A 15,508-nucleotide genomic window follows, 5' to 3' on the forward strand; every position below is an offset into this window, starting at 1 on the left:
GTCGATATTGCCGAAATGTCGCGTTGTGTGAAGCGGCCGTCACGGTGTTCTCACATCGGCCGGGAGGCGGGTGTGAGTGCTCTCCTGTCGATAAGTGACCGGTCGGCTATGATTTCATGGTGCCCCGTCCCGCGAATCCCGAGGTACGCCAGCGCCTGCTCGACGCCGGCCTCGGCTTGGTGCACGCCCGGGGGTTCGCCGCCAGCGGGGTCAAAGACATCACCGACGTCGCCGGCGTGCCGAAAGGCTCCTTCTACGCCTATTTCCCCAGTAAGGAAGAGTTCGGCGCCGCGATCCTGAACCATTACTGGTCCGATATCGAAGCACGGCTGTTGCCGATCCTCGAGTCGAACGGGCCGGCGCGCAAGCGGATCATCCGCTTCTTCCGCGCGCTCACCGACGATCACGAAGCCGAGGACTTCCTGCTCGGCTGCCTGGTCGGCAACCTGTCGCTGGAACTGGGCGGTTCCAGCGAGTCGGTCCGCGCCGAACTCCTGCGCATCCTGGACCGCTGGGATGACGCACTCGCGGCGTGTGTGCGTTCCGGGCAGCGTGACGGCGAAGACTTCAGGGCCGACATCAGAACCGATATCGACGCCGGCGAACTGGCCGCCACCCTGATCGAAGCGTGGGAGGGCGCCGCTCTGCGCGGGAAGGTCATCCGCAGCCGCGCCCCCTATCAGCGCTTCGAAGCGGTCACGATCCCCGCCCTCCTCACGCCCTGATCCACCGCGAGTCTGACGCATCACACCTCACACTCGTTGTTAATAGACGACCGGTCACTTATCATTGTGGGCAGTCACCTACCCAAGGACGGTCCAATGAAGCTCACGACATCGGGAGAACCCGCGAACCCCGCCCTGCCGGCCTCCGGGTTCGTCTTCGACTCGAAGCGCGCGGCGCTCGTCATCACCGATCCGCAGATCGATTTCCTCAGCGCCGAGGGGGCATCCTGGGCGGCGTTCGGGCCCAGCATCATCGAGAACGACACCGTCGCCCACATCGGTGAACTCCTGCGCGCCGCGAAGTCGGCCGACATCACCGTCGCGGTGTCTCCGCACTACTTCTATCCGACCGACGAACAGTGGACTTTCGGCGATCCGCTCGAACAGTTCATGGGTTCGGTCGGCATGTTCGCACGCCAGGGGGCGTACACCCTCGATGGGTTCACCGGCTCGGGGGCGGACTTCCTGCCCGCATACCACCGCCATATCCACGACGGACGAACCGTGATCACCTCACCACACAAGATCGTCGGCCCGGAATCGAACGACCTCGTCCTTCAGTTGCGCAAACGTGGTGTGAGCCAAGTGATCCTGGCCGGAATGGCCGCCAACCTGTGCGTCGAAGGACACCTGCGCGAACTCATCGAGCAGGGTTTCGAGGTGGCGGTGGTCAAGGATGCCACCGCCGGGCCGCGCCTGCCCGAAGGCGACGGGTACCTGGCGGCACTGGTGAACTTCCGCTTCCTCGCCAGCGCGGTGTGGACCACCGCACAGGCTGTCAAACACCTTGAAGGAGAACAGAAATGACACTTTTCGAACAACGGATCGAGCTGCGCGACGACGCCGGCGAGATGCCCGCCCTCGGGTTCGGGACCTTGATCTCCGACAGTCGGCGCACCCGCGAGGTGGTCAGAACCGCTGTCGAAACGGGCTTCCGGCACCTCGACGCCGCCGAGCGCTACCGTAACGAAGCCGACGTGGGTGAGGCGCTCAAAGATGTGTTCGGCGCCGGTATCGTCCGACGCGACGACCTGTTCCTGACCACCAAGCTGTGGAACAACAACCACCGCCCGGAGCGGGTCAAACCCGCCCTGCAAGCGAGCCTGCGCCGGCTCGGTGTGGATACCGCCGACCTCTACCTGATGCACACCCCGTTCGCATTCCGGCCCGGCGACGACCAGGATCCCCGCGATGATTCCGGTGCCGTCGTCTACGACGACGGCGTCACCCTCGAAGAAACCTGGGCCGCGATGGAGGAGTTGGTCGACGCCGGGCTCACCCGCGCCATCGGTCTGTCCGATATCGACGTCGAGGGCACCCGCAGAATCGTCACCGCGTCCCGGATCAAACCGGCGGTCGTGGAAGTGGAATCACACCCCTACCACCCACAGTGGGAGCTGTATGACTATTGCCGAGCCGAAGACATCGCCCTGCTCGCGTTCGCGCCGCTGGGGCACGCCCTGGAACCGCGGCTTCTCGATGACCCGGTGATCGTCGCCATCGCGGCCGACGCGGGGAAAACCCCGGCCCAGGTGCTCCTGGCCTGGGGTATCCAGCGCGGCACCGCGGTTCTGACGTCGTCGGTCAGCGCTACGCGGATAGCCGAGAACTTCGACGTCACTGCACTTTCGGAACACGCGATGGACCAAATCAGTCACCACCTGCATACCCGCCGCCGATTCAACTCGGTTGTCGACGCCGGCGAACCAGGATTCACCGAGGTGCCCGTCGGCAGCTGACGCCGGCACGCCACCAGACCGGCGTAGCGTGACGGTGGAAACGTGATCTGGAGGTCTGAGGATGCCCACGGCAGCGCAATTGATGGTCGAGTGCCTTGAAGCAGAGGGAGTTTCACTGGTTTTCGGGATCCCCGGCGAGGAGAACATCCGATTCGTGCAGGCGCTCGCCGGCTCGTCGACGATCCGTTATGTGCTGACCCGCCACGAGCAGGCCGCCGCATTCATGGCCGAGATGTACGGGCGTGTGACGGGGCGACCCGCCGTGGTGTCGAGCACGCTGGGCCCGGGTGCGATCAACATGCAACTCGGGGTGGCCGATGCGACCACCAACAGCACCCCCTTGGTGGCCATCTCGGCACAGGTGGGACGCAACCGCGAGTACAAGGAATCCCACCAGTACGTCGACCTGGTGTCGATGTTCGCCCCCATCACCCGGTGGTCCGACGGTGTGCCCACACCACTGGCCATCCCCGAGATGTTCCGTAAGGCATTCAAACTCGCCGAAACCGAGCGTCCCGCGGCGGTGTACCTCGCCATCCCGGAGGACATCGACGCCGACGAAGGCGACTACGCGTTGCACCCACTGCCACGCAACGTGGTTCGCGCCGAATCCCCCTCCCCCGGCCAGATCGCGCGCGCCGTCGCGGTGTTGAAGGAGGCGAAACGGCCGGTGATCCTGGCCGGCCACGGCGCCGCCCGTGCGGATGCGACGACGGCGCTGGTGCAACTGTCCGAGGAACTCGGCATCCAGGTGGCCAATACCTTCCACGGCAAGGGTGTGATGCCCGACGATCATCCCAACGGCATGGGCACCCTCGGCTTCATGCGGCACGACTACGTGAACTTCGGCTTCGACGACGCCGACACCATCATCGCCGTCGGCTATGAACTGCAGGAATTCGACCCGGTGCGGATCAACCCGAACGCCGACAAGCGGATCATCCACGTGCACCGGTTTCCGGCCGAGGTGGACGCGCACTACTCCGTCGACGTCGGCATCATGGGCGATATCAGCGCCTCACTCGACGCAATCCGGGAGGCGATGGCCGGGCAACGCTACGACCGGGAGCGCCCGGCGCCCGGCGCTCATCTGCTCGCCGAGGAGATCGCACGCGGCGCCGATGATGCGCGCTACCCGCTGGCCCCGGCCCGGGTGGTGGCCGATACCCGGGCCGCGCTGGGACGCAGTGACATCGTGTTGGTGGACACCGGTGCGGCCAAGATGTGGATGGCCAGGCTCTATCCGACCTATGAGCGCAACACCTGTCTGATCTCCAACGGGCTGTCCACCATGGCGTTCTCCCTGCCCGGCGCCTTGGGTGTCAAACTCGCCCGGCCGGATGCCAAGGTTCTCGCGGTGATGGGTGACGGCGCCTTCTTGATGAACAGCCAGGAGATCGAAACGGCTGTCCGGGAACAGATTTCGCTCGTCGTGCTGATCTGGGAGGACAACGGCTACGGTCTCATCGAATGGAAGATGGACCTTGAACTCGGCGCGCACTACAACGTCGGTTTCACCAACCCGGACGTCGTGAAGTACGCCGAGAGCTTCGGCGCCAAGGGGTATCGGATCAACGCCGCCGACGAACTGCTGCCGACGCTGTGCACCGCGCTGGCCTCCGACGGCGTATCCATCATCGCCTGCCCGGTCGACTACTCGGAGAACATCAGCCTGACCAACAGGCTCGGGGAGCTCGACGGCACGCTGTAGGGGCCCGGGCGCCTGAGCCTGGTTTCCGACGTTCTGGCGGCTCCGGCGACGGCCAGGGCACCAAAACGTCGGGATTCACGGACGCCAGCCACGGGAGAGCAGCGCTGCGCGTGCCTCGTTCACGATCTCGTGGGGGTCGTCCTCTTTGATGACGTGCACGACGTGCCAGTCGAGTCTCGCGAGCGCGCGGGCCGCCCATACATCCTTCGCGTACTGGGCGCGGCTGGTGAGGTGCTGGGCGCCGTCGTATTCGGCCCCTACCTTGAACTCCGCCCACACCATGTCGATCCGGCGGACGTAGCGACGGTCCTCGTAGAGGACGAATTGTGTTGTGGGCTTTGGCAATCCTGCGTCGATGAACAGGAGTCGCAGCCAGGTTTCCCGCGGTGACTCTGCCCCGCCGTCGACCAGCGGTAGCGCTTTGCGAAGCAGTGGTAATCCGCGCGCCCGTGGGTTGCGCCCGGTCAGCGCATAGACGTCATCCATCGCGAACGGGTTGGCGTGCATCAGGGCATCGAGACGGGCGACAGACTTATCTCGCGGCAGACGCCGAGCAAGGTCGAAGGCGGTCCGGGCACGCGTGGTGACGCGCACGCCGTCGATGCAGGTGATCTCGTGGGACGTGATCCGCTCATCGTGCAGGACCAGGCCGCGCTGTGGCCGGCCGGCGGAAACGACCTCGATATCGGTGTCCGCATCGACCCAGCTCGTGCCGTGCCATGCCGAAGCCGCAACACCAGCGATCACCCCGCCCGTGGCCAACGAGGCACCGACAATCCGATCCCGCAGCGTCGGCTCGTGGCGGGCCGGGACGTAGATGCCACGATAAATGGGCCGGTAGCTCGTACGCAGCTGTGACCGGCTGAGATGGCCCTCAGTGACCGCCGCGCTGCCCACGAACGGTATGCGCACATCTGTTCAGACGCACCGGACGCCGCGGCGGCTCCCTGTGCTGTGGATTCCGACGTTCTGGTCATGGCGCGGGCGTTCAGGACACCAGAACGTCGGAATCCAGCTGGGGCTACTTCCAGCCGGTGAGGATCTCGTTGATCTTCTCGGTCAGCGCCCACTGCAGGAACGGGCCGAAGGTGATCCGGCCGACGCCGACGGCGGTGAGCGCGGCCAGATCGGCGTCGGGCTTGACCGTCACACTGACCGGCAGCGGCACGGCCTCGACCAGGGTCGCCAATCCATCGGCGGGTTGCAGGCCGGCCGGGAACAGTGAATCGGCGCCGGCTTGGGCGGCCAGGGTGAGCCGGTCGATCCCGCGCTGCACGCGGTCGGAATCAGAGCCTTCCTTCTTGATGAAGATGTCGGTACGGGCGTTGATCACCACGTGCACCCCGGCCGCATCAGCCGCGGCGCGCAGTTCGCCCACGAGCGCCGCATGCTCCTCGGGGGTGCGCAGCCGGTCACCCTCCTTGTGCACGGTGTCCTCGAGGTTGAAGCCCACTGCCCCGACCGACAGCAGTCCGTCGATCAACCTGGCGGGCGACTCGCCATAACCCGACTCGATGTCCACCGACACCGGGACATCGACGGCGGCGGTGATCTGGGCGACGCGGGTCAGCAGATCATCGAAGCTGATCGCTTCGCCATCGGGCTTTCCGAGGGAGTCCGCGACGGGGTGGCTGCCCACCGTGAGGGCACTGAAACCGGCGTTGACCACGGTGTTCGCCGACCACGCGTCCCACACCGTCGGGAGCACCCCTGGATTGCCAGGACGGTGCAGCGCCAGCAGCGCGGCGGCTTTCTCCACAAGCACCTGATTCGACAATTCGGTTACCTCTCGTTTCGTAGACGTGATCTGTCTCACTATGGAGTCCGTGTTGTGGCTAACATCGAATGCGTAATGTGAGCCATGACACCCTTCAGCCCAAGGAGGTCACTAGTTTGTCCACTACGACCGAGATTGCCGAACTCCACGAACTCATCGGCGGCCTTCGCCGATGCGTCACATCACTGGCGGCCCGGCACGGCGACAGCCCCGCGATGCGCCGCATCGTGAACGACGCCGAACGCATGCTCAACGATATCGACCGACTCGATATCGACGCCGGAGAGCTTGAGACAGATCGCGGCGGACGGACGGTGCACCACCCGCATTCGGTGGAGAAGATCTCCATCCCCGACACCGACTATGACAGTGACTTCTGGCGCGACGTCGACGACGAAGGGCTCGGCGGCACGCGGTAAGCACCGCGCCAGCACACAACAGAAAAAGAGGGAACTCAGTGAGCGCACCGACCTCGGATCGTCAAGGTACCGGCGTCTTCTCACCAACGAGAGCTCAGATCTCACAACGCACCCTGCGCACCGACGCATGGTGGAAGTCTCCGCTCATCGTGGATCTCGGGTTCGCCGCATTCGTCATCTACGCGACGGTGCGTGCCTTCCTGCAGAGCAATTACTACGTTCCCGCCTATCACTACCTGACACCGTTTTATTCACCGTGCGTCAGTAAGGGCTGTGTGCCGGAAGCAAGCCACTTCTGGCCGCAGTTCCTTCCTGACGTCTGGTGGCTGCCCTACGCCGCGCTGTCGCTGCCGTTCCTGCTGCTGTTCCGGCTGACCTGCTACTACTACCGGGGCGCCTACTACCGCTCGGTCTGGCAGTCCCCCACCGCGTGCGCTGTGGCCGAACCGCACGCCAAGTACACCGGCGAGACGCGCCTGCCGCTGATCATCCAGAACACCCACCGGTACTTCTTCTACATCGCCGGGATCATCTCGCTGATCAACACCTACGACGCGATCATCGCCTTCCATTCGGACAAGACCGCCAGTGGCTTCGGTTTCGGCCTGGGCAACATCATCCTGCTGGTCAACGTCATCATGCTGTGGGTCTACACGATCTCGTGCCACTCCTGCCGGCACGCCGTTGGCGGCAAGCTCAAGCATTTCTCCAAACACCCTGTGCGGTACTGGATGTGGACGCAGGTCAGCAGGCTGAACACCCGGCACAAGATGTACGCCTGGATCACGCTGGGCACCCTCATGCTGACGGACTTCTACATCATGCTGGTGGCCAGTGGCACCATCGCCGATCTCAGATTCATTGGTTAACAGAACAATTCACAAACTGTGTTTTTCAATAGATGAGGGTGGTTAATGGTTGAGCTCGAACGGCACCAGTACGACGTGGTCGTCATCGGTGCCGGCGGCGCGGGGTTGCGAGCGGTGATCGAGGCCCGCGAACGGGGCCTGCGGGTGGCAGTCGTCACCAAGTCGCTGTTCGGTAAGGCCCACACCGTGATGGCCGAAGGTGGCTGCGCGGCAGCCATGAAGAACGTCAACTCGAAGGACTCCTGGCAGGTGCACTTCGGTGACACCATGCGCGGCGGCAAGTTCCTGAACAACTGGCGGATGGCCGAACTGCACGCGCAGGAGGCACCGGACCGGGTGTGGGAGTTGGAGACCTACGGTGCGCTCTTCGACCGCACCAAGGACGGCAAGATCAGCCAGCGCAACTTCGGCGGTCACACCTACCCGCGACTGGCTCACGTCGGTGACCGCACCGGTCTGGAGATCATCCGCACCCTGCAGCAGAAGATCGTCTCGCTGCAGCAGGAGGACAAGAAGGAACTCGGCGACTACGAGGCCAGGATCAAGGTCTTCCACGAGTGTTCGATCACCGACCTGATCAAAGACGGGGACCGGATCGCGGGAGCGTTCGGGTATTGGCGTGAGAGCGGCAGTTTCATCCTCTTCGAGGCACCGGCGGTGGTGCTCGCGACCGGCGGCATCGGCAAGTCGTTCAAGGTGTCGTCCAACTCGTGGGAGTACACCGGTGATGGACACGCCCTCGCGTTGAGGGCGGGCTCCAACCTGATCAACATGGAGTTCATCCAGTTCCACCCCACCGGGATGGTCTGGCCGCTCTCGGTGAAGGGCATCCTCGTCACCGAGGGTGTCCGCGGCGACGGCGGGGTGCTGAAGAACTCCGAGGGCAAGCGGTTCATGTTCGACTACATCCCCCCGGTGTTCAAGGGTCAGTACGCCGAGACCGAGGAAGAAGCCGACCAGTGGCTCAAGGACAACGACTCCGCGCGGCGCACCCCTGACCTGCTCCCCCGCGATGAGGTCGCCCGGGCCATCGTCGCCGAGGTCAAGGCGGGCCGCGGTACCCCGCACGGCGGGGTGTACCTCGACATCGCCTCGCGCATGCCCACCGAGGAGATCAAGCGCCGGCTGCCCTCGATGTACCACCAGTTCATCGAGCTGGCGGAGGTCGACATCACCAAGGACGAGATGGAGGTCGGCCCGACCTGCCACTACGTGATGGGTGGCATCGAGGTCGATCCCGACACCGGCGGCGCCGCGACTCCGGGACTGTTCGCAGCCGGCGAATGCTCCGGCGGCATGCACGGCTCCAACCGCCTCGGCGGCAACTCGCTGTCGGACCTGTTGGTGTTCGGCCGCCGGGCCGGGCTCGGGGCCGCCGATTATGTGCGGGCACTGACCGACCGGCCGACACCCCCGGAGGCGGCCGTCGAAGAGGCCACCAAGATGGCGTTGGCTCCGTACGAGGCGCACGAGAATCCCGAGAATCCGTACACGCTGCATGCCGAGCTGCAGCAGTCGATGAACGATCTCGTCGGCATCATCCGCAAGAAGGAAGAGATCGAGGAGGCGCTGGTCAAGCTGGACGAGCTGCGGGGCCGCCTGCAGAACGTCGTCGTCGAGGGCGGCCGGATCTACAACCCGGGCTGGCACCTGGCCATCGATATGCGCAACATGCTGCTGGTCAGCGAGTGCGTGGCCAAGGCCGCCCTGCAGCGCACCGAGAGCCGCGGCGGGCATACCCGCGACGACTATCCGGCGATGGACTCCAACTGGCGCAACACGCTGCTGGTGTGCAAGACCACGGGTGCCGCGACCGCCGACGCGATGGTCCCCGGTGTCACGGTCGATCCCGAGCCGCAGGTGCCGATGCGACCGGACCTGCTGGCGACCTTCGAGCTCGCCGAACTCGAGAAGTACTACACCGAGGCCGAATTGACCGAGCACCCCGAACGGAAGGGCTGACCATGGCTTCTTATGACGCGAGTCTGCGGGTCTGGCGCGGCGACGAGGACGGCGGCGAGCTGAAGGACTACACGGTCGAGGTCAATGACGGCGAGGTGGTACTCGACATCATCCACCGCCTGCAGGCCACCCAGGCCGGTGACCTGGCCGTGCGATGGAACTGCAAGGCCGGCAAGTGCGGCTCCTGTTCGGCCGAGATCAACGGGCGCCCGCGGCTGATGTGCATGACCCGGATGTCGACGTTCGGCGAGGACGAGACGGTGACGGTCACGCCGTTGCGTACCTTCCCGGTGATGCGCGACCTGGTCACCGACGTCTCGTTCAACTACACCAAGGCCCGCGAGATCCCGTCGTTCACGCCGCCGAAGGACCTGCAGCCCGGCGATTACCGCATGCAGCAGGAGGATGTGAACCGCAGCCAGGAGTTCCGCAAGTGCATCGAGTGCTTCCTGTGCCAGAACACCTGCCACGTGGTCCGCGATCACGAGGAGAACAAGGAGGCGTTCGCCGGACCGCGGTACCTGATGCGCCAAGCCGAGTTGTCCATGCATCCGCTGGACACCCTGGACCGCCGCGACATGGCTCAGGACGAGAACGGGCTTGGGCTCTGCAACATCACCAAGTGCTGCACCGAGGTGTGCCCAGAGCACATCAAGATCACCGATAACGCGCTGATCCCCATGAAGGAGCGTGTCGCCGACCGCAAGTACGACCCGATCGTGTGGCTGGGGAACAAGCTGTTCCGGCGATAGTCAGCTCGAAGAGCAGAAAGCTCAGCTAGGTTAGGTCGCCGCGCCGGCCCTGCGATGCAGATCGTCGTCGGTCAACCGGAGGTCGGTCGCGGCCTCTCGCAGGGCGGGGCGCAAATGCCGGTTCGCGCCGAGTCGTTGTATCAGCGGTGCCGCGCAGGCCATCAGGTTGCGACGCCACAGCTGTCCCCGGGTGCGCGCTATCACGGTGGAATCCGTTCGTAGCGCCAGGTTTTGATTCTTCGTGACATAGTCACGCAACCGACGCTCGTAGCGGGCGAAGGCCTCTTCGGGCTTCTGGTGCCCCGCCAGTTCGCCGGCCAGCACGTAGGCGCCGGCGATGGCGATGCTGGTGCCCTGCCCGGACAGAAACGACGGGGCGTAGGCGGCGTCACCGACCAGCGCGACCCGACCCAAGCTCCACCGATCCATCCGTACCTGGCTGACGGTATCGAAGTAAATGTCGTCCGCGGAGGGCAGTGTGTCGATGATTTCCGCTGTGCGCCAGCGGTCTTCGGCGAATGCGGCGCGGACGGTGGCGACGATCTGATCGACGTCACGTCCACTCACCGAACCGGGATCCTCGTGCATGAACGCCAGGAACGCGCGCGGGGCTGCGCCGTCGAGGGGACGTTCGACGGCCACCGTGCGACCTGGATTGGAGTACATATAGCCGTCGCCGGGGGCGAAGGTGTCCTGCGGCATATCCCAGATCGCCGCGTATGGACCCAGGTGACGGACGAACCGCGCTTCGTCCCCGAAGGCCAGGCAGCGCACGTGGGAATGGATTCCGTCGGCTCCGATGACCACGTCGAAGGTCCGGGCCGGGTGGTGCCCGAAGGCGACGTCTACACCGGACGCGGTCTGCGTCAGGGCGCTGATCGAGTCCCCGAAGAGGTAGGTGGCCCGGTCGGCCCCGGCCCGGTGCAGGATCGCGCCCAATTCTCCCCTGGTGATCTCCACATCACCGGCAGCGGCATCGTTGACCAGCCCTCCGAAGTCCAGGGTGGTCAGTCGGCGGCCGCCCGGGGTGAGCAGCTTGATCGGGACGTGGCGATAGTGCGCTGCGTCGATCTCCGCGTGCAATCCCATCCGGCGCACCACGTCGACGGCCGTCCCCCGGATGTCCACCGGGTAGCCACTCGTGCGCAGACGTTCGGCACGTTCCACGACGGTCACGTCCCAGCCGGCCTCGGCCAGCCAGAACGCCAGCACCGGACCGGCGATGCTGGCCCCGGAAATCAATGCGCTGCGTGTGGTCATGTCAGCTCCCGAAGATAAGATACACATCCGTTGCTTATGCGCTCGACGCTAACACCGTGCGATAAGCTACACAAGTGTCCTCTACCTCCGGCGGTTCACGTCGCCGCGGCGCCGCGTTGGAATCGGCGATTCTGGACGCGGCATGGGATCAGCTCAGCGAGCACGGTTATGACCGGTTCACGATCGAGTCCGTGGCGGCCCGTTCCTCGACGGCCCGCTCGGTGTTGTACCGGCGCTGGCCATCGCGCCTGGAACTTCTCCGCGCTGCGGTCCGGCATCGCGGCGAACAGGACGTGATCACGGCTCCGGACACCGGCAGCCTGCGCGGCGACGTCCTGGCCGTCCTGAGCGAGGTGAACCGGCGACGCTCCGGGCAGATCGGCCTCCTGACCGCTCGGCTGGGCGCCTACTACGACGAGGAAGGCGGCTCGCCGGCCGAGTTTCGCAGCCTCTTCGTGCCCGACGGGCCTTCCCTGATGGAGACGATCATCGCCCGTGCCGTCGACCGTGGCGAACTGGGTCCGACGCCACTGCCCCCGCGTGTTGTCTCCCTGCCCAGCGACCTCTTTCGCCACGAAGTCCTCATGACGATGGCGCCGGCCACACCCGAGACGATCATCGAGATCGTCGACGAGGTCTTTCTGCCGCTGGCGACGGCTCTCTCCCGGAAGCGCTGAGAGCGGAACCCCGCTGGTTACCTGCTCGCCAGGTTGGCGATGCGGGCCGGGCCGTGGTTGTTGTGCCAGCCGGGCTTGGCGGTGGGGGCCGGGTGGGCGTGGGTGTCGGGGCTGTAGGAGTAGCCCGGGCCGGTCGGGCCGGTGCTGGTGGTGGCCGCGGCGGCAGTGCCGGCCAGGCCGAGGGCTCCGGCGCCGATGAGGGCGGCGGTGCAGATCCCGAGGGCTGCGGCCTTCAGGTTCTTGACCATGTTCGTAATCCTTTGTGTGAGTGGCTTTCTGCGTTGAGATAAGAATGCCGGGAATCACACGTCAGATCTGTCGGGTGACCGGTGGAGGCACCGGATGAACCGCATGTCCCCCGATCGGGGGAAGTGAAGCCGCGCTGGTGCGCCCGAGTCCATGACGAAATCGACGCCCACAACCGTCGGCACTCGGCGTACGGTTGGTGGAGCGACCGAAAGATGTCCGATCAGCGTCGAAAGGGACACCGATGACACTGGGTGGAACCAACAGCGTCAACGACATTCGCAACGCCATCCGCGAGCTGAGTACCCGCGCCGAGCTGGCCCGCAAGGAAGGCCGCCCCGGCGACGCGGCCGAGATCGACCAGCGGATCGCCGCCTACCGCGAGGAGCTCGCGGGGCGGCCCTAAACGCCGAGCTTGCGGAACGTGCTGCGGTGGAACACGATCGGCGGCACGTCGTGCACAGTGATGCCGGTGACCTGCAGAACGACAATCGTGTGGTCGCCCGCCAGCACCTGCTGATCGATGGTGCTGCGCAACCACACGCTGGTGCCGTGCACGAACACCGCGCCGCTCTCGTGTGAGTGGGTGTCCAGGCCCTCGAACCGATCCCCGGTCTTGGCGGCCAGCGTGCGCGCGGCCTGATCGTGCGATTCGCCGAGCAGGCTGAGACCGAGGGACGGCAGATCCTTCAGCTTGGGCCAGGTCTCCGAGCTGTTCTGCACGCAGAACGCCACCAGGGGCGGATCCAGGGAAACCGGAACGAAGGTGCTCGCCGCCAGGCCGACCCGGACGCCGTCGACTTCCGCGGCAATCGCGATGACACCGGACGGGAAATGGCCGAAGGCCTCGCGGAGGGAGGCTGGGCTCAGCTCTGTGTCGCTCATAACACTTCCATCTTCACACGTAACGGTGCGCGGCGGCCACATCAGGGTGCGCGCGCAACCTGCTCTTCCACGCATTGCGCCCGTACACAGCGTAAATGCGATCGTTGGCGGGGTCGTCGGTGACCCCGCGGGCTTGTGCTGCCAGGTCGGCGGGCAGCGGTAGGACGGGTATCTGCGCATCGAGGCGCGGGTTGAAGAAGTAGGCCACCGACAGACGCTCGGCCTCATGGATCCGGACGCGGTGCTCGGTGGCGCGCAGGTAGCCGCCGCTGGCGATCTCCAGCATCTCGCCGATATTCACGATGAGCGCCCCCGGCAGCGGGTCGACATCGATGTAGCCATCTGGACCGGTCCCGCTCGTGCGCACCTGCAGGCCGGCGCTGCCCGGTTCCACGAGGAGCAGGGTCAGCACGCCGGCGTCGCGGTGCGCCCCGACACCTTGACTCGACGGTGCGCCACCGGGATACCGGATCACCTTGATCAGTGTGGCCGGCGTATCCGCGAAGGCCGCGTCGAACACGTTCTCCGGATTGCCCAGCGCAACGGCCCAGTGCCGCAACAGGGTTCGCCCCACCTGCGCCAAGGCCGCATCCCACTCGGCGATCACAGCGGGCAGTTCAGGCAGTCCGGCCGGCCACTGGTTGGGCCCCTGCAGCCGCAGGTAGGGCTCGCCCGGGTCGGACAGCGGGGTGCGCTCGGGGCCGATGTCGATCTGCTCGCGCCAGTCCACCTGGCCACCGGTGAGTTCACCGCCCAGCCGGGTGTACCCGCGGAAATGCGGGCTGTGGACCATCGCCACCGCATCCTTGGTGGCCTGCGGCAGCGCGAACAGTCGCCTGGCCTGGGTCAGCACCCGGTCGATCAGCTCGTCAGGGACGCCATGACCGGTGAGGTAGAAGAAGCCCACCTCGTGCGCCACCTGACCGAGCCGGCGTCGCAGGACGTCCGGATCATCCCGGAGGTCGACGACCGGCAACGCCGTCTGCACAGAAACCACAGGTCCATCTTTCCCGCCGAACGGACGGAGGGCCATGGTCCGGCTCAGGGTGAATGGAACCGCGCAGTCGGTTCACCCACCACAGACTTTGGGGGCTACTTTTCCTTGGACTCACCGTAATAGCTGTACGAGTACGCGTACGCGGCGCTTCCCTTCGACGGGATCATGGTGAACACCGAGCCCAAGAGAGTGGCACCGACGCCCTGCAGAGTTTCGACTGCCTGGGCAAGCTGTTCGCGCTTCGTCTGGCCATACCTGACCATGATCAAGGCACCGTCGGCATTGGCGGCGAGTATGGCCGAGTCTGTGACGGCCAGCAGCGGTGACGAGTCGACGATGACGTAATCAAAATGTGCCCGCAATTCGGCAAGCACCTTCGTCGCGGCCTGGGACGCCAGCAGTTCGCTCGGATTGGGCGGTGTCGTGCCGGCGGCCAGGACGGTGAGGCCGTCGAACTGTGTCTTCTGCAGCGCTTCTGTCAGCGGTACCGCACCGCTGAGCACGGTGCTGAATCCCACGGGTCCCACGAGGTCGAGGTACTTGTGCACCGTGGGCCGGCGCATGTCGCCGTCAACCAGTGCGACGTTGTTGCCGCTCTCCGCCAACGCCAATGCGATGTTGATTGCGGTGGTGGACTTCCCCTCGTTGGGAATCGAGCTGGTCACGACGATGACACGCGGCGGGTTGTCGACCGCGAGAAAGCTCAGATTCGTGCGGAGCTTACGGAACGATTCCGCGATCGCACTGTTGTCCTTGCCGAACAGGATGGCCGGGTTCTTTCGGCGCTCTTTGTCGAGTTGGATGCCGCCGACCACGCCGACATCGGTGATCTCCTCAAGAACTTCCCGGCTCTTGACGGTGTTGTCCAGAAGGTCCCGAACGATGGCCAGTGCGACACCGAGCGCAAGACCTGCGGCCAGCCCCACGAGAATATTGCGGGTCTTCTTTGGGCTCACCGGAGTTTCCGGGACGGACGCCCGTTGCTCCACCACGACCCGGGCATCGGGGGTTGCACCACGCTCCACCGTTTCCAGGTCGCGAACCATGACCACGAACTCGTCAGAAAGCGCATTGGCGATGTCACGCGCACGAACGGGCGAAGCGTCGACGACGTTCACGTCGATGAGTACGGTTCCCGCTTTCGCCGTTGCCTTGACTTTCTCCTGCAGCGCCTGGGCCGTCATGTCCAAGCCGAGCTTGTCCACCGTGCGCTGCGCGAGCGTCTCACCCATGAGTAGCTGCGCGTAGGAGACGACGCGCTCCTGTGAGAAGCGGTTTCCCTGGTAGATGTCCGACACACTGGAGGCGGTTGATGCCGAGACGAACAGGCGAGTCGATGCCTGGTAGAGCGGAGTAGTCAACAATGTCACCGCGACCGCGACCACGGTCGCCACCAGCACCGACGCACAGACCGTAATCCATCGTGCCCGAATCAACTTCAAGAAGTCTTGTAGTTTCAACGTCAACCCTTCGCCGTAACTCGTCCGCG

17 protein-coding genes are annotated in these 15,508 nt (G+C 65.3%); 10 read left to right on the forward strand and 7 right to left on the reverse strand.

The genetic code is table 11. From position 1 onward, the window contains the following. Positions 1–119: 119 nt before the first annotated feature. From H7J86_RS12420 to H7J86_RS12435, 4 genes are all read left to right on the forward strand, one after another. Positions 120–725 carry a TetR/AcrR family transcriptional regulator gene (locus H7J86_RS12420; RefSeq protein ID WP_167155791.1) on the forward strand — a complete coding sequence of 202 codons (606 nt, stop codon included), beginning with the start codon at positions 120–122 and terminating at the stop codon, positions 723–725. Positions 726–821: 96 nt separating this feature from the next. Beyond that, complete coding sequence (locus tag H7J86_RS12425) at positions 822–1,532, forward strand: cysteine hydrolase family protein (protein ID WP_267291290.1); 711 nt, start codon at positions 822–824, stop codon at positions 1,530–1,532. Then, on the forward strand, positions 1,529–2,464 hold the full coding sequence (locus tag H7J86_RS12430) for an aldo/keto reductase (protein ID WP_267291293.1): 936 nt from the start codon (positions 1,529–1,531) through the stop codon (positions 2,462–2,464). The genes H7J86_RS12425 and H7J86_RS12430 overlap by 4 nt, the downstream gene beginning before the upstream one ends. Before the next feature lie 61 nt (positions 2,465–2,525). Beyond that, positions 2,526–4,175: an acetolactate synthase large subunit gene (locus H7J86_RS12435; RefSeq protein WP_267291295.1), complete on the forward strand. Its 1,650-nt coding sequence runs from the start codon at positions 2,526–2,528 to the stop codon at positions 4,173–4,175. Between the two features lie 75 nt (positions 4,176–4,250). On the opposite strand, the gene H7J86_RS12440 is transcribed toward H7J86_RS12435, so the two are convergent. Both H7J86_RS12440 and H7J86_RS12445 read right to left on the reverse strand, forming a co-directional pair. Next, the gene (locus H7J86_RS12440; RefSeq protein ID WP_267292901.1) at positions 4,251–5,081 is read right to left on the reverse strand and encodes a type IV toxin-antitoxin system AbiEi family antitoxin; all 831 of its coding nucleotides are present in this window, start codon (positions 5,079–5,081) and stop codon (positions 4,251–4,253) included. 115 nt (positions 5,082–5,196) lie between these two features. After that, the gene (locus H7J86_RS12445; RefSeq protein WP_267291297.1) at positions 5,197–5,952 is read right to left on the reverse strand and encodes an isocitrate lyase/PEP mutase family protein; all 756 of its coding nucleotides are present in this window, start codon (positions 5,950–5,952) and stop codon (positions 5,197–5,199) included. 116 nt (positions 5,953–6,068) lie between these two features. Between H7J86_RS12445 and H7J86_RS12450 the strand changes: the two genes are divergently transcribed. The 4 genes from H7J86_RS12450 to H7J86_RS12465 are packed head-to-tail and all read left to right on the forward strand — an operon-like array spanning position 6,069 to position 9,954. Continuing rightward, on the forward strand, positions 6,069–6,371 hold the full coding sequence (locus H7J86_RS12450) for an Rv0250c family protein (protein ID WP_090363052.1): 303 nt from the start codon (positions 6,069–6,071) through the stop codon (positions 6,369–6,371). 38 nt (positions 6,372–6,409) lie between these two features. Continuing rightward, positions 6,410–7,240 (forward strand): succinate dehydrogenase subunit SdhC, encoded by an 831-nt coding sequence (gene sdhC / locus H7J86_RS12455; RefSeq protein ID WP_090362836.1) that lies wholly within the window; start codon positions 6,410–6,412, stop codon positions 7,238–7,240. Between the two features lie 45 nt (positions 7,241–7,285). Continuing rightward, complete coding sequence (locus tag H7J86_RS12460; RefSeq protein ID WP_267291299.1) at positions 7,286–9,202, forward strand: fumarate reductase/succinate dehydrogenase flavoprotein subunit; 1,917 nt, start codon at positions 7,286–7,288, stop codon at positions 9,200–9,202. 2 nt (positions 9,203–9,204) lie between these two features. Further along, a complete protein-coding gene (locus H7J86_RS12465; protein ID WP_090362840.1) occupies positions 9,205–9,954 on the forward strand; it encodes a succinate dehydrogenase/fumarate reductase iron-sulfur subunit in 750 nt (249 codons plus the stop codon). A gap of 30 nt (positions 9,955–9,984) precedes the next feature. Here the strand turns inward: H7J86_RS12465 and H7J86_RS12470 are convergent, their stop codons facing one another. Next, positions 9,985–11,214 carry an FAD-dependent monooxygenase gene (locus tag H7J86_RS12470; RefSeq protein ID WP_267291301.1) on the reverse strand — a complete coding sequence of 410 codons (1,230 nt, stop codon included), beginning with the start codon at positions 11,212–11,214 and terminating at the stop codon, positions 9,985–9,987. Positions 11,215–11,288: 74 nt separating this feature from the next. Between H7J86_RS12470 and H7J86_RS12475 the strand changes: the two genes are divergently transcribed. Continuing rightward, positions 11,289–11,891: a TetR/AcrR family transcriptional regulator gene (locus H7J86_RS12475; protein WP_267291303.1), complete on the forward strand. Its 603-nt coding sequence runs from the start codon at positions 11,289–11,291 to the stop codon at positions 11,889–11,891. A 17-nt stretch (positions 11,892–11,908) separates the two neighbouring features. Here the strand turns inward: H7J86_RS12475 and H7J86_RS12480 are convergent, their stop codons facing one another. Beyond that, a complete protein-coding gene (locus H7J86_RS12480) occupies positions 11,909–12,139 on the reverse strand; it encodes a hypothetical protein (RefSeq protein WP_267291305.1) in 231 nt (76 codons plus the stop codon). Positions 12,140–12,381: 242 nt separating this feature from the next. Between H7J86_RS12480 and H7J86_RS12485 the strand changes: the two genes are divergently transcribed. Further along, positions 12,382–12,543: a hypothetical protein gene (locus H7J86_RS12485; protein ID WP_090362847.1), complete on the forward strand. Its 162-nt coding sequence runs from the start codon at positions 12,382–12,384 to the stop codon at positions 12,541–12,543. Here H7J86_RS12485 and H7J86_RS12490 read toward each other — a convergent pair. The 3 genes from H7J86_RS12490 to H7J86_RS12500 are packed head-to-tail and all read right to left on the reverse strand — an operon-like array spanning position 12,540 to position 15,479. Beyond that, positions 12,540–13,022 (reverse strand): flavin reductase family protein, encoded by a 483-nt coding sequence (locus H7J86_RS12490; RefSeq protein ID WP_167155764.1) that lies wholly within the window; start codon positions 13,020–13,022, stop codon positions 12,540–12,542. The genes H7J86_RS12485 and H7J86_RS12490 overlap by 4 nt on opposite strands. 13 nt (positions 13,023–13,035) lie before the next feature. Next, positions 13,036–14,055 carry an isopenicillin N synthase family dioxygenase gene (locus H7J86_RS12495; protein WP_267291307.1) on the reverse strand — a complete coding sequence of 340 codons (1,020 nt, stop codon included), beginning with the start codon at positions 14,053–14,055 and terminating at the stop codon, positions 13,036–13,038. A 59-nt stretch (positions 14,056–14,114) separates the two neighbouring features. Beyond that, positions 14,115–15,479, reverse strand: a complete 1,365-nt coding sequence (locus H7J86_RS12500; protein WP_267291309.1) for a tyrosine-protein kinase domain-containing protein — start codon at positions 15,477–15,479, stop codon at positions 14,115–14,117. Positions 15,480–15,508: the final 29 nt, after the last annotated feature.

This window comes from Mycobacterium hackensackense, from assembly GCF_025822555.1.
In the GTDB taxonomy this organism is placed as follows: Bacteria; Actinomycetota; Actinomycetes; order Mycobacteriales; family Mycobacteriaceae; genus Mycobacterium; species Mycobacterium fluoranthenivorans.